This window comes from Salipiger bermudensis (assembly GCF_019801965.1).
GTDB lineage: Bacteria > Pseudomonadota > Alphaproteobacteria > Rhodobacterales > Rhodobacteraceae > Salipiger > Salipiger bermudensis_A.
Genome location: NZ_JAHVIA010000005.1, coordinates 100959 through 124806 on the forward strand (window position 1 = coordinate 100959; position 23848 = coordinate 124806).

At 68.9% G+C, this 23848-nt stretch carries 21 protein-coding genes; 4 read left to right on the top strand and 17 right to left on the bottom strand.

Annotated elements, in window-relative coordinates; translation table 11 throughout:
• Nucleotides 1–4: 4 nt before the first annotated feature.
• The 8 genes from KUV62_RS12355 to KUV62_RS12390 form a co-directional block, all read right to left on the bottom strand.
• Nucleotides 5–781, bottom strand: a complete 777-nt coding sequence (locus KUV62_RS12355; protein WP_222604017.1) for a crotonase/enoyl-CoA hydratase family protein — start codon at nt 779–781, stop codon at nt 5–7.
• A gap of 32 nt (nt 782–813) precedes the next feature.
• The gene (locus KUV62_RS12360; RefSeq protein WP_222604018.1) at nt 814–1665 is read right to left on the bottom strand and encodes a hydroxymethylglutaryl-CoA lyase; all 852 of its coding nucleotides are present in this window, start codon (nt 1663–1665) and stop codon (nt 814–816) included.
• Nucleotides 1666–1956: 291 nt separating this feature from the next.
• Nucleotides 1957–2619 carry a glutathione S-transferase family protein gene (locus KUV62_RS12365; protein ID WP_222604019.1) on the bottom strand — a complete coding sequence of 221 codons (663 nt, stop codon included), beginning with the start codon at nt 2617–2619 and terminating at the stop codon, nt 1957–1959.
• Complete coding sequence (locus tag KUV62_RS12370; RefSeq protein WP_222604020.1) at nt 2616–4562, bottom strand: biotin carboxylase N-terminal domain-containing protein; 1947 nt, start codon at nt 4560–4562, stop codon at nt 2616–2618. Before KUV62_RS12370 ends, KUV62_RS12365 begins: the two co-directional genes overlap by 4 nt.
• A gap of 93 nt (nt 4563–4655) precedes the next feature.
• Nucleotides 4656–5117: an ASCH domain-containing protein gene (locus KUV62_RS12375; protein WP_315901584.1), complete on the bottom strand. Its 462-nt coding sequence runs from the start codon at nt 5115–5117 to the stop codon at nt 4656–4658.
• A gap of 39 nt (nt 5118–5156) precedes the next feature.
• Nucleotides 5157–6761: a carboxyl transferase domain-containing protein gene (locus KUV62_RS12380; protein ID WP_222604021.1), complete on the bottom strand. Its 1605-nt coding sequence runs from the start codon at nt 6759–6761 to the stop codon at nt 5157–5159.
• The gene (locus KUV62_RS12385) at nt 6758–8332 is read right to left on the bottom strand and encodes an AMP-binding protein (RefSeq protein ID WP_222604022.1); all 1575 of its coding nucleotides are present in this window, start codon (nt 8330–8332) and stop codon (nt 6758–6760) included. Before KUV62_RS12385 ends, KUV62_RS12380 begins: the two co-directional genes overlap by 4 nt.
• A 102-nt stretch (nt 8333–8434) precedes the next feature.
• A complete protein-coding gene (locus tag KUV62_RS12390) occupies nt 8435–9598 on the bottom strand; it encodes an isovaleryl-CoA dehydrogenase (RefSeq protein ID WP_222604023.1) in 1164 nt (387 codons plus the stop codon).
• A 156-nt stretch (nt 9599–9754) separates the two neighbouring features.
• Here KUV62_RS12390 and KUV62_RS12395 point away from each other — a divergent pair, with 156 nt between their 5' ends.
• Nucleotides 9755–10225 carry a pyridoxamine 5'-phosphate oxidase family protein gene (locus tag KUV62_RS12395; RefSeq protein ID WP_222604024.1) on the top strand — a complete coding sequence of 157 codons (471 nt, stop codon included), beginning with the start codon at nt 9755–9757 and terminating at the stop codon, nt 10223–10225.
• A gap of 20 nt (nt 10226–10245) precedes the next feature.
• Nucleotides 10246–10704, top strand: a complete 459-nt coding sequence (locus tag KUV62_RS12400) for a CreA family protein (RefSeq protein ID WP_222604025.1) — start codon at nt 10246–10248, stop codon at nt 10702–10704.
• Nucleotides 10705–10872: 168 nt separating this feature from the next.
• Here the strand turns inward: KUV62_RS12400 and KUV62_RS12405 are convergent, their stop codons facing one another.
• A complete protein-coding gene (locus tag KUV62_RS12405) occupies nt 10873–12051 on the bottom strand; it encodes an FAD-dependent monooxygenase (protein ID WP_222604026.1) in 1179 nt (392 codons plus the stop codon).
• A 126-nt stretch (nt 12052–12177) separates the two neighbouring features.
• Nucleotides 12178–12600: an RNA polymerase-binding protein DksA gene (gene dksA / locus KUV62_RS12410; RefSeq protein WP_222604027.1), complete on the bottom strand. Its 423-nt coding sequence runs from the start codon at nt 12598–12600 to the stop codon at nt 12178–12180.
• Between the two features lie 460 nt (nt 12601–13060).
• Between dksA and KUV62_RS12415 the strand changes: the two genes are divergently transcribed.
• Nucleotides 13061–13903, top strand: coding sequence for an AAA family ATPase (locus KUV62_RS12415; protein WP_222604028.1), 843 nt, complete (start codon nt 13061–13063; stop codon nt 13901–13903).
• 6 nt (nt 13904–13909) lie between these two features.
• Here the strand turns inward: KUV62_RS12415 and KUV62_RS12420 are convergent, their stop codons facing one another.
• From KUV62_RS12420 to KUV62_RS12440, 5 genes are all read right to left on the bottom strand, one after another.
• Nucleotides 13910–14518, bottom strand: a complete 609-nt coding sequence (locus tag KUV62_RS12420; protein ID WP_222604029.1) for a hypothetical protein — start codon at nt 14516–14518, stop codon at nt 13910–13912.
• 130 nt (nt 14519–14648) lie between these two features.
• Nucleotides 14649–15107, bottom strand: coding sequence for a GNAT family N-acetyltransferase (locus KUV62_RS12425; RefSeq protein WP_222604030.1), 459 nt, complete (start codon nt 15105–15107; stop codon nt 14649–14651).
• 114 nt (nt 15108–15221) lie between these two features.
• Nucleotides 15222–16301, bottom strand: a complete 1080-nt coding sequence (locus tag KUV62_RS12430) for an ABC transporter ATP-binding protein (protein WP_222604031.1) — start codon at nt 16299–16301, stop codon at nt 15222–15224.
• A 90-nt stretch (nt 16302–16391) separates the two neighbouring features.
• Complete coding sequence (locus KUV62_RS12435) at nt 16392–16949, bottom strand: RSP_2648 family PIN domain-containing protein (RefSeq protein WP_222604032.1); 558 nt, start codon at nt 16947–16949, stop codon at nt 16392–16394.
• Complete coding sequence (locus tag KUV62_RS12440; RefSeq protein WP_222604033.1) at nt 16946–18142, bottom strand: RSP_2647 family RNA methyltransferase; 1197 nt, start codon at nt 18140–18142, stop codon at nt 16946–16948. The genes KUV62_RS12435 and KUV62_RS12440 overlap by 4 nt, the downstream gene beginning before the upstream one ends.
• 227 nt (nt 18143–18369) lie before the next feature.
• On the opposite strand from KUV62_RS12440, the gene edd reads away from it, so the two are divergent.
• The gene (edd, locus tag KUV62_RS12445) at nt 18370–20175 is read left to right on the top strand and encodes a phosphogluconate dehydratase (protein WP_222604034.1); all 1806 of its coding nucleotides are present in this window, start codon (nt 18370–18372) and stop codon (nt 20173–20175) included.
• Nucleotides 20176–20431: 256 nt separating this feature from the next.
• Here edd and KUV62_RS12450 read toward each other — a convergent pair whose 3' ends face one another.
• Nucleotides 20432–22786, bottom strand: a complete 2355-nt coding sequence (locus KUV62_RS12450) for a TRAP transporter large permease subunit (RefSeq protein ID WP_222604035.1) — start codon at nt 22784–22786, stop codon at nt 20432–20434.
• A gap of 14 nt (nt 22787–22800) precedes the next feature.
• Nucleotides 22801–23730: a TRAP transporter small permease subunit gene (locus tag KUV62_RS12455; protein ID WP_222604036.1), complete on the bottom strand. Its 930-nt coding sequence runs from the start codon at nt 23728–23730 to the stop codon at nt 22801–22803.
• Nucleotides 23731–23848: the final 118 nt, after the last annotated feature.

Genomic DNA, 23848 nt, shown 5'->3' on the forward strand with positions numbered 1-23848 from the left:
GCCTTTAGCCCCATGGCGCCTTGCGCTTGTCGAGAAACGCGCCGATGCCCTCGCGGGCCTCCTCGGTCTCCCAGCGCTTGGCCAGCGCCTCGATGGCGAAGTCGAGATCGGCGGCACTCACCTGCCCCGCCAGCGCGTTGAGCAGCGCCTTGGCGTCGCGCACCGCGAAGGGCGCGCAGGAGAGATAGGGCGCGATCTCCGCCTCGACGGCGTCGTCGAGCGCCTCCGGCGCCACCACCCGGGACAACAGGTTGAGCCGCACCGCCTCCTCGGCGCCGAAGACACGGCCCGACATGAAGACCTCGCGGGCCCGCGTCGCGCCCATGCGGGCGATGGCATAGGGGCCGATATTGGCCGGGATCAGCCCCAGCCGGGTCTCGGTGAACCCCATCTTCACCCCCTGCGCCCCGATGGCCACGTCGCAGACTGAGACCAGACCGACCCCGCCGCCCAGCGCATTGCCCTGCACCTTGCCGATCAGCGGCTGCGGCAGCGCCGCCAGCGCCGCCAGCGCGGTGGCGATGCGCCGCGACTCGGCCTTGCGCGTCGCCGCGTCCATACCGAACTGCGCGCGCATCCACGCAAGATCGCCGCCGGCGCAGAACGAGCGCCCCTCGGCGGTCAGCACCACCACGCGCACGTCGTCCTCGCCCGCCAGTTGCTTCGCCGCCGCCTCGAGCTCGGTCATCATCTGCGCCGAGAGCGCGTTGTGCTTCTCGGCCCGCGCCAGCGTAAGCACCGCCACCCCGCGCCCGTCGCGCGCCACCTTGATCAGTTCCATCGCCGCGTCTCCCTTGTTCCGTTCCGTCTCGCTCAGCCGCGCATCGCCCGCGCCATCTCCGCGGCCTGCGCCAGCACCTCCATGTCGAGCCCATGCGCGTAGCCCAGCGCCTCGAGCCGCGCCGCCACCGCCTCGGTGGCCACGTTGCCCGCCGCGCCCGGCGCGTAGGGGCAGCCGCCGAGCCCGCCGACCGCGGCGTCGAACACCCGCAGCCCGCGCCCCAGCGCCACCTCGATATTGTCGAGCGCCTGCCCGGAGGTGTCGTGGAAATGCCCCGCCAGCCGGTCCGCCGGCATCTCTCCCAGCACCGAGGCCAGCATCGCGTCGACGGCCTCGGGCGTGCCGCGCCCGATGGTGTCGCCGAGCGAAACCTCGTAGCAGCCCATGTCTCGCAGCGCCGCGACCACCCGCGCCACCGCCTCCGGCGCCACCGCCCCGTCATAGGGGCACTCGACGACGCAGGAGACATAGCCCCTGACCGGCACGCCGCGCGCCTGCGCCGCCTCCGCCACCGGCGCGAACCGCGCCAGGCTCTCCTGGATCGAGGCGTTGATATTGGCGCGGCTGAACCCTTCCGAGGCCGAGCCGAAGATCGCCACCTCGTCGGCCTTGGCCGCCATCGCCGCCTCGAAGCCCTTCATGTTGGGCGTGAGCGCCGCGTAGGACACCCCCTCGGCCCGTGCGATCCCGGCCAGCACCTCCGCCGACGATGCCATCTGCGGCACCCATTTCGGGCTCACGAAGCTGGCGCATTCGATGCGCCGGAACCCGGCCCGCGACAGGCAGTCGACGAGCGCGATCTTCTCCGGCGCGGGGATCTCCCGCGCCTCGTTCTGCAAGCCGTCCCTCGGCCCGACCTCGAAAATCTCGACCCGCTCACCCATTCCGCGCCACTCCCAACGTCTCTACGTCCCAAATACTCAATTCCGCCCTCACACCGCTCGCAGCGCCGGGCCACCGATCACCACGCCGGCCACCAAGACCTGACAGCCCGAACCGGCCTCTCCACGCCTTCCCGGCGCCCCATCTTCTCTACGTCCCAAATACTCGAATCCCGCCCGCGCCACCAACCGACCGCCGGGCGAACCGCGCAAGCCCGCCACCAGCCCCAACCCGAGCCGCCGCCACGGCGGCGAGACGACCAGCGCGCGCCGGCACGGCGCGCTCCGCCAGCCTCACTCCCAGGCCGGGTAGAAGTCCTGCCCGTAGAGCCGCTCCTCCGCCCCCGGCAGCGCCTTGACAAAGCCCTCGCGCGCGGTGATCCGCCCGTACCAGGCGCTCAGCTCGTCAAACCCCTCGATCCTGGCGAAATGCCGCGCCATGTAGACCGCCTGCCCGACCGCGATATCGACCGCGGAGAACCCCGAGGTCAGCAGGTAATCGCGCTTCTCCACCGGCGGCGACAAGCGCGCCTCGAGCGCGGCGTAGCATTTCTCCAGCCGTTTCGCCTCGAGCTGCATGATGATCGGCGAGCGCATGGAATCCTCGCGCAGCATGATGTGCTGCTGGGTCAGCGCCGCCGCGTGCTGGCTGATGGTCTCAGCAAACTGCAACCAGCTCAGCCAGCCCATGCGGTCGGGGCTGCCCGGCGCCCGGCCCAGGCCCGCCTCCGGGAAGCGCTCGCAGAGATACTCCATCATCGCGAGGCTCTCGAACATGCGTTCGCCTTCGATCTCCAGCGCCGGCACCCGGCCCGCGGGCGAGAGCGACAGATACTCCGGCCCGCGCAGGCTCTTGTCGAAGGGCCGCAGCACCAGCTCGAAGGGCACGTCCAGCTCATGGAGCAGCCACAGCACCCGCATCGACCGCGATTGCGGCACGTGATGCAGCCGGATCACGCCGCGTCCTCCGCCTCGTCCTCGAGCCGCATCAACGCCGCCCCGGCCTCGACCTGCGCGCCAGCGGTGACCAGCACCTCGGCCACCACGCCGTCGCGCCAGGCGGTCAGGGTGTGCTCCATCTTCATCGCCTCGAGCACCGCCAGCCGGTCACCGGCGCTGACCGCCTGCCCCGCCTCGGCATGGACCGACACCACGCGCCCGGGCATCGGCGCCTCGATCAGGTTGCCGCCCGAGGCCTCCGCCGCCCGCTCCAGCGGATCGACCAGTTCGAAGACCTGCCCGCCATCGACAAAGACGGTGATCTCCGCCCCCTCGCGGAACAGCGCTGCCGCCGGCCGCCCGTCGAGACGCCAGTCGCCGCCCGTGCGCTCGGCCAGCACGGTGGTCTCGCCGAATGAAACCTCCACGCGATCCGCGCCTGTCACCCGCAGCGTCACCGCGAGATCCTCGCCACCGCGGCGCAGCAGCACCTGCCGCGCCAGCGGCGCCCAGAGCGCGAAGCCCTGGTGCGGCGCGCGCCCCTCCCAGAGCCCGGCCCCGGCAAGCGCCGCCTGCGCCACCACCGCCGGCGACAGCGCCGGCGCCTCGGTCAGCGCCGCGAGATCACGTCCGATCAGCCCGGTATCGACCTCGCCGCGCGCGAAGCCCTCGTGCCGCGCCAGCGCGCCGAGGAAGGCAAGGTTGGTGACCGTCCCCGCAACCTGCGTGTGCGCCAGCCCGCGCGCCAGCTTGCGCAGCGCGATCTCGCGGGTCGGCCCGTGCACGATCAGCTTCGAGATCATCGGGTCGTAATGCGGCGCGATGACATCGCCCGAGCGCACGCCGCTATCGGCCCGCACATCGCCCGGAAAGGCCAGCTGCGCCAGCCGCCCGGTGGCCGGCAGAAAGCCCGCCGGCACGTCCTCGGCATAGAGCCGCGCCTCGAAGGCGTGGCCGGTGATGCTCAGCTGCTCCTGCGCCAGCGGCAGCGGCTCGCCGGCGGCCACCCGCAGCTGCCACTCGACCAGATCGACCCCGGTGATCGCCTCGGTCACCGGATGCTCGACCTGCAGGCGGGTGTTCATCTCCATGAACCAGAACCCGTCGGGGCGCAGCCCGCGCGAGCCGTCGACGATGAACTCGATGGTGCCCGCGCCCTTGTAGCCGATGGCCTCCGCGGCGCGCACCGCCGCCGCCCCCATGGCCTGGCGCATCTCGGCGGTCATGCCCGGCGCCGGCGCCTCCTCGATGACCTTCTGGTGCCGGCGCTGCAGCGAGCAGTCGCGCTCGAAGAGATGCACCGCGCGCGTGCCGTCGCCGAAGACCTGCACCTCGATATGGCGCGGCTTGGAGACGAATTTCTCGATCAGCACCGCCTCGTTGCCGAAGGCGCCGCGCGCCTCCGCCTGCGCGCTCTTCAGCGCCTCGGCAAAATCCTCCGCCCGCTCGACCAGCCGCATGCCCTTGCCACCGCCGCCCGCCACTGCCTTGATCAGCACCGGGTAGCCGATGGCCTCGGCCTCGCCGGCGAGGAAGCGCGCGTCCTGCTCCTCGCCGTGATAGCCCGGCACAACGGGCACCCCGGCCTCGTGCATCAGCCGCTTGGCCGCGTCCTTGAGCCCCATCGCGCGAATGGCCTCGGCGCCGGGCCCGACGAAGACCAGCCCCGCCGCCTCCACCGCCTCGACGAAATCCGGGTTCTCCGACAGGAAGCCGTAACCCGGGTGGATCGCCCCCGCGCCGGTGGCCAGCGCCGCCTCGATGATGCGCGCGCCGCGCAGGTAGCTCTCCGAGGGCGCCGCGCCGCCGATGCAGACCGCCTCGTCCGCCATCGCGACATGCTTCGCCCCCGCATCGGCCTCGGAATAGACCGCGACGCAGCGCAGCCCCATGGCCCGCGCCGTCTCCATCACCCGGCAGGCGATCTCGCCCCGGTTGGCGATCAGTACCGTGTCAAACATCTCCGTCCTCCCGAACGCCCTTGGTTTCTTCTGGCCTAAAATATCCCGGGGAGTCCGCGCTCGCGCGGACGGGGCAGAGCCCCAAAACCTTGCTCACCATCCCGCGAGATCCTCCACCAGCTCGAACCGCTCAAACATCATCTCCACCTCCGGCTCGAACCGTCCGGCCCGCGTCAGATACGCCTCGTAGCCGCGCCGCCAGTCGGCGAGATCCGCGAACTCGCCCTGCTCGGCCACCATCGCTTCGCCCATCTCCCCGAAGCGCAGCCGCAGCACCTCGGTGGTGCGCAGCGCCAGCGCCGGGCGGCCCTGCCAGTCGAGCGCCAGATCCACCCGCCCGACCTCGGGCAACGCCTCCGTGCCCTCCTCGAAGACCGACCACGCCTCGCAGCTCGCGCGCTTCTTCCCCGACCGCATCAGCCCGAGGATCTCGGCGTTCAGCGCCGCACTGTCGCCGGGCCGGTAGCTCTGCGCCCCCGGCCAGCGCGCCAGTGCCGCCTCGAGCACCGCGCTCATCGCCCAGCCCCGGCGGCGCTGCACCCGGCGGCGCTGCACCCGGCTCCGCCACCGGGCCGGCGCGACGCCCGCAGCAGATCACATCCGGAACACGCCAAAGCGGGTCTCCTCGATCGGCGCGTTGAGGCAGGCCGAGAGCGACAGCGCCAACACCTCGCGCGACTTGCGCGGATCGACGATGCCGTCATCCCAGAGCCGGGCCGAGGCATAGAGCGGGTGCGACTGGCGCTCGAACATCTCGATTGTCGGCCGCTTGAACTCCGCCTCGTCCTCCGCCGACCATTCCCCGCCGCCGCGCTCGATGGCGTCGCGCTTGACGGTGGCCAGAACGCCGGCCGCCTGCTCGCCGCCCATCACCGAGATCCGGCTGTTGGGCCAGCTCCAGAGGAATCGCGGCTGGTAGGCGCGCCCCGCCATGCCGTAATTGCCGGCGCCGAAGGAGCCGCCCACCAGCATGGTGATCTTCGGCACGTTGGTCGTCGCCACCGCGGTCACCATCTTGGCGCCGTGCCGTGCGATGCCCTCGTTTTCGTATTTCCGCCCCACCATGAAGCCGGTGATGTTCTGCAGGAAGACCAGAGGGATGCGACGCTGCGAGCAGAGCTCGACGAAATGCGCGCCCTTCTGCGCCGCCTCCGAGAACAGCACGCCATTGTTGGCGATGATCCCCACCGGCCAGCCATCCACATGGGCAAAACCGGTCACCAGCGTCTCGCCGTAGCGCGGCTTGAACTCGTCGAAGCGCGAGCCGTCCACGAGCCGCGCGATGACCTCGCGGATGTCGTAGGGCGTGCGCAGATCGCCCGGCACCACGCCGAGGATCTCCTCGGGATCGTAGGCCGGCGCCTCGGGCGCCTCGCGCAGCAGCCCGCCCGCGGCCATACCGCCGAGCGAGCCCACCGCCTGCCGCGCCAGCGCCAGCGCGTGGGCGTCGTCCTCGGCGAGATAATCGGCCACGCCCGAGAGCCGCGTGTGCACGTCGCCGCCGCCGAGATCCTCGGCACTCACCACCTCGCCCGTCGCCGCCTTCACCAGCGGCGGGCCGGCGAGGAAGATCGTGCCCTGTTCCTTGACGATGATCGTGACGTCCGACATCGCCGGCACATAGGCGCCGCCGGCGGTGCAGGAGCCCATGACCACGGCGATCTGCGGAATGTTCTTCGCGCTCATCCGCGCCTGGTTGTAGAAGATCCGCCCGAAATGGTCGCGGTCGGGAAAGACCTCGTCCTGGTTCGGCAGGTTCGCCCCGCCACTGTCGACGAGGTAGACGCAAGGCAGCCGGTTCTCCTCGGCGATCTCCTGCGCCCGCAGGTGCTTCTTGACGCTCATCGGGTAGTAGGTGCCGCCCTTCACGGTGGCGTCGTTGCACACCACCATGACCTCGCGGCCATTGACCCGCCCGATGCCGGCGATCACCCCCGCCGCGGGGGCCGCCCCGTCATACATGCCATGCGCCGCGGTGGCGCCGATCTCGAGGAAGGGCGCGCCCGGGTCGAGCAGATTGGCCACCCGCTCGCGCGGCAGCATCTTGCCGCGCGACAGGTGCCGCTCGCGCGCCCGTTCGCCGCCGCCCTCTGCGGCCAGCTCGGCCGCCGCGCGCACCGTCTCGAGCGCCTCGAGATGGGCCGCGCGGTTGGCGATGAATCCCTCCGACGAGGGGATTGCCGTTGACGCCAGTTTCATGAAACCTCCCCGGCCGTCTCGGCCTCACATTCGGCGGCCGCGAGGGCCTTGAGTTCCTTGCGGATCACCTTGCCCGTCACCGTCATCGGCAGGGCGTCCAGAAATCCGATTTCCCTTGGATAGGAATAGCTTGCGAGCCGCTCCTTGACCCAGGACTGAAGCTCCTCGGCGCTCGGATCATGGCCCGGTTTGCGCACCACGTAGGCCTTGACCAGCTCGGTGCGCAGCGCATCGGGCTTGCCGACCACGCCCACCGTGGCAACGCCCGGATGGGTCAGCAGGCAATCCTCGATCTCCGCCGGACCGATACGATAGCCGGCCGAGGTGATGACGTCATCCTCGCGCCCGACGAAGCGCAGGTAGCCCGCTTCCCAGATGCCCCGGTCGCCGGTCACCAGCCAGTCGCCGCGGAACTTCTCCGCGGTGGCCCCGGGGTTCTGCCAATATTCCAGCATCATCGAACCCGCGCCGCGATGGATCGCCACGTCGCCTTCGCCCTCGGTCTCGCATCCCTGTTCGTCGATCACCCCGATGCGGAACCCCGGCGCCGGCTTGCCGATGCAGCCGGGCCGCGCCGCAAACAGCGCCGCGCAGGACGAGGCCACCATGTTGCACTCGGTCTGGCCGTAGAACTCGTTGATCTCCACACCGAAGGCCTCGCGCCCCCAGCCCAGCATCTCTGCCCCGAGCGGCTCGCCGCCGCTGGCCACCGAGCGCAGCCCGGGGATCTTCGCGCCTTCGGCCTTCAGCATGCGCAGCGCGGTGGGCGGGAAGAACACGTTGCGGACAGAGGCCTCCCGGCAGATCCTCAGGCATTCCTCGACGCCGAAGCGCGGCATCCGTGCCGCCACCACCGGCACGCCAAGCGCCAGCCCCGGCATCAGCACGTCGAAGAGCCCGCCGATCCACGCCCAGTCCGCCGGGGTCCAGAGCACGTCGCCCGGCTGGCCCAGCAGGTCGTGGCTCATCTCGACCCCCGGCAGGTGGCCGGTCAGCAACCGGTGCCCGTGCAGCGCACCCTTGGGTTTGCCGGTGGTGCCCGAGGTGTAGATCAGCACCGCCGGATCCTCCGGCCCGGTCTCCGCCGCGGGCCAGTCGCCGGGCCCGGGCAGCGCGTCTTCGGTGACGGTGGCGAGGCCGAAGGGCGCGACCATCCCGGCCCCCTCCGCATCGGTCACCACCACGCGCGCACCGCTGTCGCCCAGCCGCGAGGCCAGCGCATCGTGCTTGAAGAGCTTGAACAGCGGCACCGAGATCGCCCCCATGCGCCAGCCGGCGATATGGGCGGCAGCGCAGAGCGGGCTCTGGCTCAGAAGCACGCCCACGCGGTCGCCCTGCACGACACCCTGCCCGCGCAGCCACGCCTCGACCCGGCGCGACAGGCGCTGCAGCGCGCCATAGGTGCAGAGCTGCATGTCGCCGGCGCGCATGTCGAGGATCGCGCCGCGCTCAGGCTCGCGCGCGGCCCAGTCATCGCAGACCTGCGCGGCCATGTTGAGCCGCGACGGAAAGCGCCACGCGAAGCCCTCGCAAAGCGCGGCATAATCTGTGCCCGTCAGGGTCGGTTGCATTCTCTCCTCCCTCGACTGCCATTGCGGCGCAGGTGGCCAAGAATTTTAGCTAAAATTCTTGGCCCGGCGAAACTCCCGGTCTCGGAACCTTCGCCGCCCCGCTCACCCCATGGCGGCCATCAGTTCCCGGCCCACCAGCATGCGGCGGATCTCGGAGGTTCCGGCGCCGATCTCCATCAGCTTGGCATCGCGGAACAGCCGCGCCACCGGCGCATCGGCGAGGAAGCCCGCGCCGCCCATCGCCTGCACCGCCTGATGCGCCTGCACCATCGCCTGCTCGGAGGCGTAGAGGCAGCAGGCCGCGGCGTCCTGCCGGGTCACGTCGCCCCGGTCGCAGGCCTTGGCGACCTCGTAGACATAGGCCCGGGCCGAGTTCATCGCCGTATACATGTCGGCGATCTTGCCCTGCATCAGCTGGAAGCTCCCGATCGGCTGGCCGAACTGCTTGCGCTCGGCCATGTAGGGCATGATCTCGTCGAGACAGGCGGCCATGATGCCGGTGCCGATGCCCGCGAGCACCACGCGCTCGTAATCGAGCCCCGACATCAGCACCCGCACGCCCTTGCCCTCCTCGCCGAGCACGTTCTCGAACGGCACCTCGACATCGTCGAAGATCAGCTCGGCGGTGTTCGAGCCGCGCATCCCGAGCTTGTCGAAATGCGGGCTGGTCGAGAAGCCGGTCATGCTCTTCTCGATCAGGAAGGCGGTGATGCCCTTCGAGCCGGCCTCCGGGTCGGTCTTGGCATAGACCACCAGCGTGTCGGCATCGGGGCCGTTGGTGATCCAGTACTTGTTGCCGTTCAGAACGAAGCGGTCGTTCTTCTTCTCGGCGCGCAGCTTCATGCTGACCACGTCCGACCCGGCGCCGGGCTCCGACATCGCCAGCGCGCCGACATGCTGCCCCGAGACCAGCCCGGGCAGGTATTTCGCCTTCTGCTCGGGCGAGCCGTTCAGCTTGATCTGGTTGACGCAGAGGTTGGAATGCGCGCCATAGGACAGCGACACCGAGGCCGAGGCCCGGGCGATCTCCTCGACCGCGATGACATGGGCAAGATAGCCCATGCCGGCGCCGCCGAATTCCTCGGGCACGGTGATGCCCAGGAGCCCGAGCTCGCCCATCTCGGTCCACAGCTCGTTTGGAAAGGCGTTCGAGGCATCGACCTCACCCGCCATCGGCTTCACCCGATCCTGGGCCCAGCGATGCACCATCTCGCGCAGCGCATTCACATCCTCGCCCAGATCAAAGCTCATGACCGCGTTGAACATTCCAGCCCTCCTCCCGGCGGTTATTGAACGCTTGTTCAAATCTATGCCTCCGATCACGCAGCCGTCAAGCCCCGTCATCGGCTGCCGACGCGACGGCACGGAACGCGCCCCACCCGGGCGGCGTTGAGACGGTGAACAACGCAATAGGAGGACAGCATGTCCAAGGATCTCAAAGCCGAATTCTGGAGCCAACTGAAAGACGTGCGCGCCGGCCTGCTGGCTGCGGACGGCGAGCGCCCGGTGCCGATGTCGCCGCAGGGCGATGCCGAGGAGAAGGCGATCTGGTTCATCACCGCCAAGGGCAGCGCCGCCGACCGCGCCGCCGTGAGCGGCGGCGAAGCGTCTTTCCACGTCGCCGATTCGAAGGCCCATCTCTACGCCAACGTGTTCGGCAAGCTGGCCGTGGTGAATGACAGCGACAAGCTCGACGAGCTCTGGAACGCCTTCGCCGCCGCCTGGTTCGAGGATGGCCGCGACGACAGCGCCGTGCAGCTGGTGAAGTTCACCCCGCACGAGGCGGAGGTCTGGTCCGGTGATGGCGGCGCGAGCTTCCTCTACGAGATCGCCAAGGCCAATCTGACGGGTGACACGCCCGACGTTGGCGAGCATGGTCGCGTGGTCTTCTGAATCACTGCCAAGGAACGCCCATGAAACAGCTCTGCCTCGCCGCCCTGCTCAGCCTGTCGCCCCTGATGACCCAAGCCGAGCAGGTCGGCGAGGTCGGGGTCGACTGGACCGGCAACGATATCCTGATCGAAGCGGTCTCCGACCCCAAGGTCGAGGGCGTGACCTGCCACGTCGCCTATTTCGACCGCGGGCTGCTCGACCGGCTCTCCAAGGGCAACTGGTTCGAGGACCCGTCGAACGCCTCGATCGCCTGCCGCCAGACCGGGCCGATCACGATCGGTGACATCGACCGCGGCGAGGATGGCGAGGACGTGTTCAGCGCCTCGCGCTCGATCATCTTCAAGAGCCTGCGGGTGAAGCGGATCTTCGATGAGGCCAACCAGACCCTGATCTACCTTGTGCATGCCAACGAACTGGTCGACGGCTCCGCCAAGCTCGCGATCTCGACCGTGCCGCTATACGGCTCTGGCGGCGAATAAGGGGGCGCTGCCCCCTCTTGGCGCTCTTGCGCCAATTCATCCCGAGGAATTTGGAAACCAGAGAAGGCAGGAGCGCCGCGCCCCTGGCTTCTCTTCGTCAAAAATACTCCCGCCGGAGGCAGGCCGAAGATCGCGGCCGGGCGCCTCGCGGGAGCTATGCGGGGCAGCTCAGCCAGCCATGGTGGTAACGTCGTGGCCATAGATCCAGTCGAACTGGTGGATCAGGCGGTCGGGCGCGAGACGGCCGGCGAGCCCCAGCCCCAGATGCGCGGCGCCACGGACGAGCGGATTGCGCAGGTGGTATTTCCACGCGTTTCCATTCGCCGCCGCGACAATCCGCTCGCAGCGCGGCCGGCGCCGCTCCTGGTAGCGGTGAAGGGCAGCACCCAGGTCGGGCCCGGCGTCGAGCAGTGCCGCGAGCGACCACGCATCTTCGAGCGCCATGTTGGCGCCCTGCGCCATGAAGGGCAGCGTCGGGTGCGCCGCATCGCCGAGCAGCGCCAGACCCTCGCCGTGCCAGGCCCGCGCCACGGGGTGCCGGAACAGTCCCCAGAGCCCGACCCGCTCGACCGCGTTCAGCATCACCGGAACATCGCCGCCGAAGTCCGCGAAGGCGGCGCGGAGATTGGCGGGGGCGTCCTCGTGGGCCCAGCCCTCCTCGGCCCAGGCGTCACGCTCCTGCGCGGCGACGAGATTGACCTGCGATCCATCGCGCAAGGGGTAGCTCACCAGGTGCTGCCCCGGCCCCATGTGGACCTGCGCCTCGGGCGGGTGTCCGGTCAGGTTGGGGATCACCGCGCGCCAGGCCACTTGCCGGGTAAAGAACGGCGCCGCATCGCCGCTGAGCGCGCCGCGGATCACCGAGTGCAGTCCGTCGGCGCCGATGACGAGATCGGCGTTTACCGTATCGCCATTGGCCAGCGACAGCTCCGGGCGGGTTCCGGGTGTGACGCCCGTAACCTTCTGCAGTAGGCGGATCGTCACCCCGGCGGCGCGCGCCGCCTCGGCGAGCAGCTCGATCAGGTCGGCGCGGTGCACAAAGTAATAGCCCTGCGAGGCGGGCAACCGGTCGAGATCGAGCCGCGTCACCTCGGCCCCGGCGCGGTAATCGCGCAGGCTCACGGCGCGGGCCCGGCAGGAGCGCGCGCGCAGTGCGTCGCCGAGCCCCAGCGCCTCGATCACCCGCAGCCCGTTCGGGCTTACCTGGATGCCCGCGCCGACCTCGGTGATCGCGCCGGCCTGCTCCAGCACCCGCACCTCGGCGCCGCGCTGGCGCAGCGCCAGCGCGGCTGCCAGCCCGCCGATGCCGCCACCCGCGACGATGATCTGCCGCCCGTTCAGCCCCATGCCGTGTCTCCCCTGGCGCCGCCGGACCCGCGGTCCGGGGCGTAGACGCAAAACGCCGAGGCAATCGCCCCGGCGCCCTGTGTGTCATGTCGGTCGTGGCGGCCGACAATTGGCCGCCCGCCGGTCTCAGTCGTCGCGATGCACCTTCTCGCGGCGCTCGTGACGTTCCTGAGCCTCGAGGCTCATGGTCGCGATCGGGCGTGCGTCGAGGCGCTTGAGCGAGATGGGCTCGCCGGTGACCTCGCAATAGCCGTATTCCCCCTCGTCGATGCGGCGCAGGGCCGAGTCGATCTTCGACACCAGCTTGCGCTGACGATCGCGGGTGCGCAGCTCGAGCGCACGGTCGGTCTCTTCGCTGGCGCGGTCGGTGACGTCGGGGATGTTTCGCGTGGCTTCCTGCAGGGCCTCGATGGTGTCGCGGCTTTCGGCAAGAATGTCGTTCTTCCAGGCAATCAACTTGCGGCGGAAATATTCGAGCTGACGCTCGTTCATGAACGGCTCGTCCTCGGCGGGACGGTAATCGTCCGGTAGGAAGGTTTCGGGCTTCATTTCTGCTCCCTCTGAAAAGCCGGCCCACCGATCCGGTTGACCCTGAACAGCGCCGGCACCCCTTGCGAGGCTGGAACTATCCCAAGGCCGACAGGTTGTCACTACACAATCATGCGCTGCGGGGTTGAATCGCGGCATTCGCACACCAAGTAATCGCTGCTTTGACCGCGCCCTCGTGACAGTCCCTGCGGCCGATAGCGATTGTCCTGATTTCTCAGGTAAAATCAAAACTCTCCCGTTGATACTTTCAGCCCGCAATGCGGCCCTTGGCTGCCCAGGCCGGCCACGGCCGCGCCCGCCATCCGGGCCGGCGAGACGCTGGAAACACCCCCGTGGGAGCGCTTCCCCAAGGGCAACGATGCCCGCACCACGCGCAGGAGGCCTGCCGCCATCCGCTGCGCGCTTGCATGGCTGCATCACGGTCTTTATCCCCGGTGGAGAAACCTTTTCGGAGACCACGATGCGCTTTGACGGCACCGACGACTACGTCTCGACCGACGACCTGACCATGGCGGTGAACGCCGCGATCACGCTGGAGCGGCCGTTGCTCGTCAAGGGCGAGCCCGGCACCGGCAAGACCGAGCTGGCGCGGCAGGTGGCGCAGGCGCTCGGGCTGCCGATGATCGAGTGGAACGTGAAGTCGACCACCAAGGCGCAACAGGGGCTCTACGAGTATGACGCGGTCAGCCGCCTGCGCGACAGCCAGCTCGGCGACGAGAAGGTGCACGACGTCGGCAATTACATCCGCAAGGGCAAGCTATGGCAGGCCTTCGAGGCGGAGGGCAAGGTCGTGCTGCTGATCGACGAGGTCGACAAGGCGGATATCGAGTTCCCCAACGATCTGCTGCAGGAGCTCGACCGGATGGAATTCCACGTCTACGAGACCGGCGAGACCGTGACGGCGCGCCAACGGCCGATCGTGATCATCACCTCGAACAACGAGAAGGAGCTGCCCGACGCCTTCCTGCGCCGCTGCTTCTTCCACTACATCCAGTTCCCCGACCACGACACGCTGCGCAAGATCGTCGAGGTCCACCATCCCGCGATCAAGCCCGCCCTGCTCACCGCCGCGCTGACCCAGTTCTACGAGCTGCGCGAACAGCCGGGGCTGAAGAAGAAGCCCTCCACCTCCGAGGTGCTCGACTGGCTGAAGCTGCTGCTGGCGGAGGATCTCGACGCCGAGGACCTGAAGCGCGACGGCGCCAGCGCCCTGCCCAAGCTGCACGGCGCGCTCTTGAAGAACGAACAGGACGTGCATCTCTTCGAGCGGCTGGCCTTCATGGCGCGGCGCCAGGGGCGCTGAGGCGGCTCACGCGTCGAGCAGTTCGCGCAGTGCGCGGCGCTGGCTGCGGCGACGGATCTGCCGGGTGAGCACGTCCGAGGGCCGGAAGCGTAGGTCTTCGCCCTCGCCGCCTTCGATCTCGTATCGCTTGTAGCCTCCCGACAGGCGATGCGCCTGTTGCGAGGCCACCATCACCGTGATCGTCACCGCTCGGCACTGCTCGAGTGTCAGCTCTTCGCCGGTCCGGCGGGCGGCGCGCTCGACGATCCGGCGCAGCGAGCCGATATCGAGCGCCTCGCCGCCAGCCAATGGACCTTCGCTGGTCATGTCGCGGAAATCGCCCCCCAGCGGATCGTCGTCCTCGACACGATCGGTGACCAGAGCCGAGCGGCTCTCCTCGCCGAAATCGAGGTCAATCTTGACCGCAAGCACATAGGCGGTGTCAGAGCCCATGTTGGTCACAAGACAGCGGGCATCTCCGCCCTGCGCCGCGGCCATGCCGATATGGATCACCGTGCGGTTCGAGCGTCGGAAGCTGACGAAGAAGAGCTGCAGGTAGGCGATCCAGATCACCAGCATCGCGGCGTTCAGCACGGCGCTCAAAGCGCCCGAGTTCTGCGTGATCCAGCCCCACATCCGGACGCCTCCATGTGCCGTTCGCCAGCGTTCACCCGCCCAACGCGGACTTGGCGCTGGCGTTCCTGACGCGGACCCGGGGTCTTCGGCACTTGCGAGCTGACGCATCGCGCGGGAGCTGCCGCGCGGCTCAGTCGAGATCGCGCCGCATCGTCGCCATGCCGTTCTTCTCGCTCAGGATCTCGTATCCCGCGGCCTCGTAGATGCGCATCGCGGGCGCGTTGTCGGTCTCGCATTTGAGCGTGATGGTGAGCGCGCCGAGATCGCGCGCCGCCGCTTCGATCCAGCTGGCCAGCAGATGGCCGGTGCCGCCGCGCATCTCCTCTGCAACGAAGACGTAGGTCAGGTGCCGGACCTCGGGGCCGATGCCCACGCGCAGGGCGAAGAAGCCGACCTCGGTGCCGTCGGCATCGACAAGGTAGAAGCTCTCGTCATCCATTTCGCCCAGCCATTTCTCCTGCCATTCGGCCGGGTCGAAGGGCTGCTTGGCATTGGGGTTCACCAGCGTCAGCGCCTCGGGCTCGGCCAGCAGCCGGGCTAGCGGCGCGAGGTCGGTCTCGACATTTCGTCGTATCGTCAGATCGGTCATCGGCATCCTCTCGGGCGGTTCGAACGAGTCACGGACGCGTGCCGAACATGCCGGGAGGGGCGAGATCAACCCTGTCGGGGACGGAAATTGCGCGGGCAGCGGCCTGCCGCCGGCTCAGCTCTTCACCGGGAAGACAAAGCAGCGGTTGCGCCGCACCGTCAGCCACATCGGCGTGCCGGGCTTGGGGATGAAGACGTTGGGCACCGTCACCTTCAGCACCTCGTCGTTGAAATCCATGCGGAACTCGACAAGGCTCTCCGAGCCCATGAAGCGCGCCCGCTCGACGACGCCGCGCGCCGGGGTGCCGGCAAGCTCGGTCGGGTGCGGGCCGCGGCCGTTGCGGTCGAAATCGATGCTGACATGCTGGGGGCGGAAGACGATGTCGACCTGCCCGCCATCGGGCACCCCCGGCGCGAGGAAGGCGCCGAAGGGCGTCTGCGTGAGCGCGCCCTGAACTTCGCCGCGCAGCACGTTGATATCGCTGAAGAACGCAACCGCGGCCTTGTCGGCGGGGTTGTTGTAGATGTTGTAGGGCGCGCCGCGCTGGACGATGCGCCCGTCGCGCATCAGGGCGATCTCGTCGGCCATGCGCATCGCCTCTTCCGGCTCGTGGGTGACCAGCAAAACCGAGGCGCCTTCCTCTTTCAGCAGCGCCAGCGTCTCGTCGCGGATGCCGTCGCGCAGGCGGTTGTCGAGCCCCGAGAAGGGCTCGTCCATCAGCATGATCTTGGGCCGCGGCGCCAGCGCGCGGGCCAGCGCCACGCGCTGCTGCTCGCCGCCCGAAAGCTGGTGCGGGAACTCGTCGATGTAATGCGACAGCCCCACCCGCTCGAGCAGCTCACCGGCGCGCTTGCGCTTGTCGGCCTTGCCGCCCTTGAGCCCGAAGGCCACGTTGTCACCCACCGACAGATGCGGGAACAGCGCGAAATCCTGAAACATCAGCCCGATCTGCCGCCGCTCCGGCGGCACCCGGAAGACGGTGTCGCAGATTAGCTTGCCGTCGACATGGATCTCGCCCTCGTCCTGCATGTCGACACCGGCGATCATCCGCAGCGTCGTCGACTTGCCGCAGCCCGAAGGACCGAGCAGGCAGGTGACATGGCCGGGCTGGATGGTCAGAGAAACGTCGTCCACCACCCGGCGCCCCTCGAAGCGACGCACGAGATTTCGGATTTCCAGCCGGGGTGTCTGCAAGGTGCCTGCCTTCCGTCTTTTCCGAGCGAAGATATCGGAATTCCGGCAGCGATTACCAGCGCCATCCGGTCGCGGCAAGCGCGCGCCGCGTCAACCGGCCTCGGCCGCCTTCTCCAGAGCCTTGGCAAGCCGCGGCAGCCGCGCCTTCTTGAGCAGCGCGCGCATCGTCCAGTCCTCGCCCGAGAGACGGCGCGCCTCGGCCAGAACGCCTTCGCAAGCCTCGCGCACGAGCCCCGGCTGGGCCTCGAAGAGCCCGCGCAGAAAGCCATCCGCATCGACGCGGGAGACGCCCTCTTCGGCCAGCACGCCACGCGGGAAGTCCTTGGCGTTCTCGGTGACGATGACATCGGCGCTGCCCGCCACCGCGGCGGCGAGCACGTGGATGTCGTTCGCGTCGGGCAGCCAGAGGCGCTGCTCGAGCGACGGCTTCCAGCGCACCTCGGCCTTGGGCCAAGCCGCCCGGACCTGCGCGATCTCGCCGCGCGCCTGCACCTCGCCCAAGGGGCCTAGCTTGCGCGACGCCAGCGCCCATTCCTCGAGGATGCGCGCCGACCAGAGCGGCTCGAACACGCCTTGCGCGGCGACGCCCAGAAGCACCTCGCGCATCACCGTGGGGTAGATCACGCAGGTGTCGAGCAGCACCTTCACAGGCGGAAGACCAGCGCCTTGAGATAGCCGCTCTCGGCGAGCTGCGGCATCAGCGGGTGATCCGGCCCGGCAAAGCCGGTGTGGATCAGCTGAGCGCGCCGCCCGGCCCGGCCGATGCCGCGCAGGCAGGCGCCGGTGAAGCTCGACAGGTCCGCCGCGTGCGAGCAGGAGCAGAGCACAAGGTAGCCGCCCTCCTCGACCAGCGGCGCCGAGAGCCGCGCGACCTTCTCATAGGCGCGCAGGCCGGCGTCGAGCGCGGGCTTGGCCGGCGCGAAGGCGGGCGGGTCGCAGATCACCAGACCGAAGCTCTCGCCCTCCTCACCAAGCGCGGTGAGCGTGTTGAATGCATCGCCCTGACGCGTCGAGAAGCGCTCACCCGCGCCCATGCGGCTGGCGCCCTCCTCGGCCAGCGCCAGTGCCGGGGCCGATCCGTCGACCGAGAGCGCCTCTGTCGCGCCACCTGCCAGCGCCGCCAGCGCGAAGCCGCCCACGTGGCTAAACACGTCAAGCACGCGCTGGCCATGTGCCAGCCGCGCCGCGAAGGCATGGTTCGGGCGCTGGTCGTAGAACAGGCCGGTCTTCTGGCCGCCGGTGAGGTCGGCCATGTAGGTGGCGCCGTTCATCTCCACCGGCAGCGGCGCCTCGGGCGCGGCGCCCAGCAGCACCGCGTCGGCATCGTCGAGCCCTTCGAGCTGGCGCCCGCGCGAGCCGGCATTCTTGAGGATGTTGACCACGCCGGTGACCTCGGCCAGCGCCTCGGTCAGCTCCGGCAGCAGCGCCTCGGCCCAGGCGGCGTTCGGCTGCAGCACGCAGGTGTCGCCGAAGCGGTCGATGATGACGCCGGGCAGACCGTCGGCCTCGGCATGGACAACCCGGTAGAACGGCGCGGCAAACAACCGCTCGCGCAGTTCGAGCGCGCGGCTCAGCTTGGCCCTCAGCCAGTCGCGGCCGATCTCGATCTCGGTGTCGCGCTCGAGCATGCGCCCGGCGATCTTCGAGGCCGGCGTGACGCCGACCAGCCCCACGGGCTTGCGCTCGCCATCCTCGAGCACCGCGATGGTGCCGGGGGCAAGCCCCTTGGTGCGCCGGTCGAGCACCAGCTCGTTGGCATAGATCCACGGAAACCCGCGACGGATGGCGCGGGCGTTGGCTTTGGGCGTCAGACGGACGACAGGCAAGGTATCAGAGCTCATGCCGCCCCTATAGCGCGGGCGCATGGGCGCGGGAAGCGGGGAAATCGGCGCGGCCCCCGCGCCTCCCGGGGAACAGCGCGGCATTTTGCGGCGTTTTGCTCCCGTACCGGCCCCGGCGCCCGCGCGCAGCCACACGCGCGCTTTACTGATAGCGCTAACCGCGTTAAACGCGGGGCCAGCGATGTCTCGCCATCCGGGCGGGACGGCCAGTCAAAGGGAGAGCTTCCATGCCGCTCGACGCCACGATCGCGAAGGTTACCGAGGCCATCGAGGCCCGCTCCGAGAGCCGCCGCGCCACCTATCTCGACCGCATGCGCCGCGCCGCCGACGAGGGCCCGCGCCGGGCCCACCTGACCTGCGGCAACCAGGCCCACGCCTATGCCGCGATGGGCCAGGATCAGGGCGCGCTGGCCGAGGGCCGGGCGCCGAACCTCGGCATCGTGACCTCCTACAACGATATGCTCTCCGCGCATCAGCCTTTCGAGCGCTTCCCCCAGATCATCCGCGACGCCGCCCGCGCCGGCGGCGGCACCGCGCAGGTAGCAGGCGGCGTGCCCGCCATGTGCGACGGGGTCACCCAGGGCCAGGTCGGCATGGAGCTGTCGCTGTTCTCGCGCGACGTGATCGCGCTGGCCACCGGCGTGTCGCTGTCGCACAACACCTATGACGCGGCGATCTATCTCGGCGTCTGCGACAAGATCGTGCCGGGTCTGGTGATCGGCGCCGCCACCTTCGGCTACATCCCCGGCATCTTCCTCCCCGCCGGCCCGATGACCTCGGGCCTGCCGAACGACGAGAAATCCAAGGTGCGCCAGCAATACGCCACCGGCGAGGTCGGGCGCGACGAGCTGATGAAGGCCGAAATGGCGTCCTATCACGGGCCGGGCACCTGCACCTTCTACGGCACCGCCAATTCCAACCAGATGCTGATGGAGTTCATGGGGCTGCACCTGCCCGGCGCGTCCTTCGTCAACCCCAACACGCCGCTGCGCGACGCGCTGACCGTCGCCGGCGCCGCCCGCGCCCTCGAGATCACCAGGCTCGGTAATGACTATCGCCCGGTCTGCGACATCCTCGATGCCAAGGCCTTCGTCAACGGCATGGTCGGGCTGATGGCGACCGGCGGGTCGACCAACCTGGTGCTGCACCTGCCCGCCATGGCGCGGGCGGCGGGCATCGAGCTCGAGCTCGAGGATTTCGAGGCGATCTCCTCGGTCACGCCGTTGATGGCCAAGGTCTATCCGAACGGTCTGGCCGACGTGAACCACTTCCACGCCGCCGGTGGCCTGCAATACCTGATCGGCGAGCTGCTCGACGCGGGCCTGCTGCACGAGGATGTCTGCACCGTCGCCGGCGACGGCCTGTCGCGCTACACCCAGGAGCCCAAGCTGAAGGACGGCGCGGTGGTCTACGAGGACGCCCCGCGCGAGACCCAGAACGACAAGATCCTGCGCCCGGCCTCGGACGCGTTCCAGAAGACCGGCGGGCTGAAGCAGCTGACCGGCAATCTCGGCCACGGCATGATGAAGATCTCCGCAGTCGACCCCTCGCGCCACGTGATCGAGGCCAAGGCGCGGATCTTCCACGACCAGGAGTCGGTGAAGACGGCGTTCAAGGCCGGCGAGTTCACCGAGGACACCATCGTGGTGGTCCGTTTCCAGGGCCCTTCGGCCAACGGCATGCCCGAGCTGCATGGCCTCACGCCGACGCTCGCGGTGCTGCAGGACCGCGGCCTCAAGGTGGCGCTGGTCACCGACGGGCGCATGTCCGGCGCTTCGGGCAAGGTGCCCTCGGCGATCCACATCTCGCCCGAGGCCGCCAAGGGCGGCCCGCTGGCGCGGCTGCGCGACGGTGACCTGGTGCGGGTCGACGCGGTGGCGGGCGAGATCACCTGCCTCGCCGAGGATTTCGACGCCCGCGAGCCGGTGGTGGCTGACCTGACCGGCAATGGCCACGGCGTCGGGCGCGAGCTCTTCGAGGCTTTCCGCCAGAATGTCGGCCTCGCCTCGAACGGCGCCGCCGTGGTGGTCTGAGCCGCGCCGCCCTTTCGCGGAGGCGCGCCCGGCCGCGATCTCGGGCCTGCCTCCGGCGGGGATATTTAGAGCCAGAAGAAGACCTGCCGGAGCCAGATGGCGCCCGTGTTTCTTCTGGCCAAAAATATCCCGGGGGGAGTCGCGGCACGCGACGGGGGGCAGCGCCCCCCCTGCCCGACCGGGACACAAGCGGCAGATACGAGAAGAGCGGACCCGGAGGCCCGCTCTTTTTCTTTTGCGCAGTGCTGTCGCGCGATCAGTTCGGGATCAGGTCCGGAACGATGGTCACGATGCCCGGCAGGAACCACAGGAGCGCCAGCCCCGCCACCTGGATCAACACGAAGGGCAGCACCCCGCGGTAGATGTGGCCGGTGGTCACGCTCGCCGGGGCCACGCCGCGCAGGTAGAACAGCGCGAAGCCGAAGGGCGGGGTCAGGAACGAGGTCTGCAGGTTCACCGCGATCATGATCGTCACCCACTTGGGATCGAAGGAGCCGCCATAGATCACCGGGCCCACGATCGGCACCACGATGTAGATGATCTCGAGGAAGTCCAGCACGAAGCCCAGGATGAACAGCACCAGCATCACCACGAGGAACACCTTGTGCTCGTTGTCGAAGCTCTGCAGGAACTGCTGGATGTAGTGCTCGCCCCCGAAGGAGATCACCACCAGGTTGAGCAGCTGCGAGGCCACGAGGATGGTGAACACCATCGAGGTGACCTTCGCGGTCTCGCGCACCGCCGGTCCGAGCACGCCCGCCTTGAACAGCACCCAGCAGGCGAAGAACAGCCCGAAGAGCGCGTAGAGATAGGCGGCCTGTGCCACGAGGAAGGCGATCCAGCTCTCGACGCTGACCTCTTCCGCGTTCACCCGCAGGTCGAAATTCGTGCCCACGAGGATCATGATGATCACCGCGAAGGTCGACCACAGGATCACCTTCGGCGAGCGGTCGTCCTCGCGCAGCTTGCGGTAGGCGGCGAGCATGATGGCACCGGCCGCGCCGAGCGCCGCGGCGGGCGTCGGGTTGGTGATGCCGCCCAGGATCGAGCCGAGCACCGCCACGATCAGAACCAGCGGCGGGAACACCACCCGGATCAGCTCGTTCTGCGAAAGACGCTGCGCGGCGTGCTTGCAGCCGTAGAGCGCCAGCAGCCACGGCACCGCCATCAGCACCACCGTGGTGCCCGCCGAGGTGGTCGGCGAGATGAACAGCGCGTCGACCACGAGCCCCAGCGCCAGGCCGGCAGCGCCGATCTGCAGCGGCAGCGGCTCGGAGCTGGGCGACACCGCCCGGCCCCAGGCCAGGGTGATGCCGAGCAGCACGGTCAGGATCGCGATGCCGGTGCCGATCGGGGCTGCGCCCGCGATCTTCGCGGCGGTGGCAGCGACCAGTTCCTCTTCCGAGAGACGGTGACCGGTGTCGACACCGCCCGCGGCATCGATCTCGGCCTGCTGGGCGACGGCATCGTCCCAGGCGCTCTGGCCGTGCAGCTCGATCATCGCCGCTTGGCACTGCTCACCGACATTGGTACGCAGGCTGGCGGTCTCGCCGGCCTCGGAGAAGCTCGACACGATGGTCGACTGGCTGCCCACCACGTTGATCTGGCTGAAGCCGATGGTTGCCACGATGAGCAGCAAGGGCACGCCGAGATACCAGGTGAAGGCCTCGCCGCGGGTCACCGGCTCGCCGAGGTTGGCCTCGCCATGCACCGGCGGCGCCTTGGACGGGTTCAGCATCGCGAAGCCGAAGGCGTAGAGCGCGTAGAGCCCGGCCAGCAGGATGCCCGGCAGCAGCGCCGCTTGGAACAGCGTGCCGACCGAGACCACGGCGGGCTCGCCGAGATAGGTCAGCGCGTCGGTGCAGCCCATCGATTGCGCGCGGGCTTCCTGGGCGGTCGAGTAGAGATCGCCCGCCAGGGTGCCCAGAAGCACGATGACGATCGAGGGCGGGATGATCTGCCCCAGCGTGCCGGAGGCGGCGATGACGCCGGTGGCGAGCTCGGGCGAGTAGTTGTTGCGCAGCATGGTCGGCAGGGCCAGCAGGCCCATGGTGACCACGGTGGCCCCGACGATGCCGGTGGAGGCGGCCAGGAAGGCCCCCACCACGACGATCGACACCGCGAGGCCGCCGGGCAGTGGGCCGAAGACGCGCGCCATGGTCTTGAGCAGGTCGTCGGCGATCTTCGAGCGCTCGAGCACGATGCCCATCATCACGAACATCAGCACCGCGAGCAGCGTCTCGATGCTGGCGCCGGCGATGACGCGCTCGTTGATCCGGTTGACGATGAACGACACGTTGCGGTCGAGCGCGACCTCCCAGCCCCGGTCGAAGACCGGCGCCGCATAGCGCGGCAGGTCCGGGTATCGGAAGATCGAGATCGTGTCCTCGCGCACGCCGGAGGCGACCAGCGCCCGGTAGGCATCGGAGCCGCTGTCGATGGCCTGGTGCACGAGCAGGCCGGCGCTGTCGAGCGCCGCGATGATGAAGAACGAGATCACCCCGGCCCCGCCGATGGCAAAGGCCACCGGGAAGCCCGAGAGGATCGCGGAGAAGAGCGTGAGAAAGACGATGATCAGGCCGATCTCGACGCCATCGAGTCCGAATAGCATTTACTGTGTCCCTCTCAGAATTCGGCGTGGTCGTAGGCTTCTTCGCCTGGCTCGACCCGGTCGTGATCGTGGTACTTGCCCTCGCTTTCCGGGCCTTCCTTCCACTCGAGGTAGGAGCGCCAGAAGAACGTCGCGGCCTGCAGGAAGATGAAGGCGCACATCGCAACGATGAGGATCTTGAAGAGGAAATAGGCCGAGAAGCCGTTGGGGCTGAAGGCGATGGTCTCGACGTTCCAGCGCAGGGCGCGGGCCTTGTTGACCAGACGCTCGAGATCTTCCGAGGCCGAGGGCTTCGGCACGATCAGGTGGCGCCACAGGAAGAACCACGAGTAGAGCCACATCAGCGTCGCCATCGGCATCATGAAGAACAGGCTGCCGAACATGTCGATGATCTTCTTGGTGCGGTACTTAACCGGCGAGTAGATCAGATCGACCCGCACGTGCCCGCCCTGGATGAAGGTGTAGGCGAGGCAGAGCGTCACCACGATGGCGTTGTAGAGCTTCAGCTCTTCCGACCACCAGCTGACGTCGAAGGTGACCGGCACGCCGAAGCCGAAGCTGATGTCGGGCCGGGCGAAGATGCGCTGCACGAAGATGATGATCACCTGCTGCAGCACCATGATCAGGCCCGCCCATGCGGCAATGCGGCCGACGCTGTTGCCGAAGGCCTCGCAGCCGCGCACGAGGCCCCACATGAAGCTGTGGCGCCAGATGCCGATCGCGGTCAGCACGAGGAATGTGGTGAGAATGACGAAGAAGAACTCGACCGATGCGCCGTAATAGACGAACCGCATGATCGCTTCGTTGTCCGACCAGCCCAGCCAGCTCGACGGGTGCGTCAGAGCGTAGCCGAGGTTGTAGAAGGACATGGCTATATTGCCGAAAAACCAGCCCAAGCCGTTCAGGATTGCACTGAACGCTCCGCCGGTGGCCGCCTCTTCCATGACCTGTGCCCCTGTTTATCTGCGGTGTGTCTTGCGGTGTGTTCCGTCCTGCGGGCCGCGGCTCCGTCCCGGGGGAGCGCTGCGGCGCAGGTGCTTTGCTAAAAAGCGATGACGCCCC

Bases quoted from the DNA above. Each gene is read 5' to 3' on its own strand.
- KUV62_RS12455 (WP_222604036.1), bottom strand. From the start codon at position 23,730: ATGGAAGAGGCGGCCACCGGCGGAGCGTTCAGTGCAATCCTGAACGGC.
- KUV62_RS12405 (WP_222604026.1), bottom strand. From the start codon at position 12,051: ATGGGGCTGAACGGGCGGCAGATCATCGTCGCGGGTGGCGGCATCGGC.
- KUV62_RS12415 (WP_222604028.1), top strand. From the start codon at position 13,061: ATGCGCTTTGACGGCACCGACGACTACGTCTCGACCGACGACCTGACC.
- KUV62_RS12400 (WP_222604025.1), top strand. From the start codon at position 10,246: ATGAAACAGCTCTGCCTCGCCGCCCTGCTCAGCCTGTCGCCCCTGATG.
- KUV62_RS12390 (WP_222604023.1), bottom strand. From the start codon at position 9,598: ATGTTCAACGCGGTCATGAGCTTTGATCTGGGCGAGGATGTGAATGCG.
- edd (WP_222604034.1), top strand. From the start codon at position 18,370: ATGCCGCTCGACGCCACGATCGCGAAGGTTACCGAGGCCATCGAGGCC.
- KUV62_RS12420 (WP_222604029.1), bottom strand. From the start codon at position 14,518: ATGTGGGGCTGGATCACGCAGAACTCGGGCGCTTTGAGCGCCGTGCTG.
- dksA (WP_222604027.1), bottom strand. From the start codon at position 12,600: ATGAAGCCCGAAACCTTCCTACCGGACGATTACCGTCCCGCCGAGGAC.
- KUV62_RS12360 (WP_222604018.1), bottom strand. From the start codon at position 1,665: ATGGGTGAGCGGGTCGAGATTTTCGAGGTCGGGCCGAGGGACGGCTTG.
- KUV62_RS12355 (WP_222604017.1), bottom strand. From the start codon at position 781: ATGGAACTGATCAAGGTGGCGCGCGACGGGCGCGGGGTGGCGGTGCTT.
- KUV62_RS12440 (WP_222604033.1), bottom strand. From the start codon at position 18,142: ATGAGCTCTGATACCTTGCCTGTCGTCCGTCTGACGCCCAAAGCCAAC.
- KUV62_RS12370 (WP_222604020.1), bottom strand. From the start codon at position 4,562: ATGTTTGACACGGTACTGATCGCCAACCGGGGCGAGATCGCCTGCCGG.
- KUV62_RS12380 (WP_222604021.1), bottom strand. From the start codon at position 6,761: ATGAAACTGGCGTCAACGGCAATCCCCTCGTCGGAGGGATTCATCGCC.
- KUV62_RS12425 (WP_222604030.1), bottom strand. From the start codon at position 15,107: ATGACCGATCTGACGATACGACGAAATGTCGAGACCGACCTCGCGCCG.
- KUV62_RS12385 (WP_222604022.1), bottom strand. From the start codon at position 8,332: ATGCAACCGACCCTGACGGGCACAGATTATGCCGCGCTTTGCGAGGGC.
- KUV62_RS12395 (WP_222604024.1), top strand. From the start codon at position 9,755: ATGTCCAAGGATCTCAAAGCCGAATTCTGGAGCCAACTGAAAGACGTG.
- KUV62_RS12450 (WP_222604035.1), bottom strand. From the start codon at position 22,786: ATGCTATTCGGACTCGATGGCGTCGAGATCGGCCTGATCATCGTCTTT.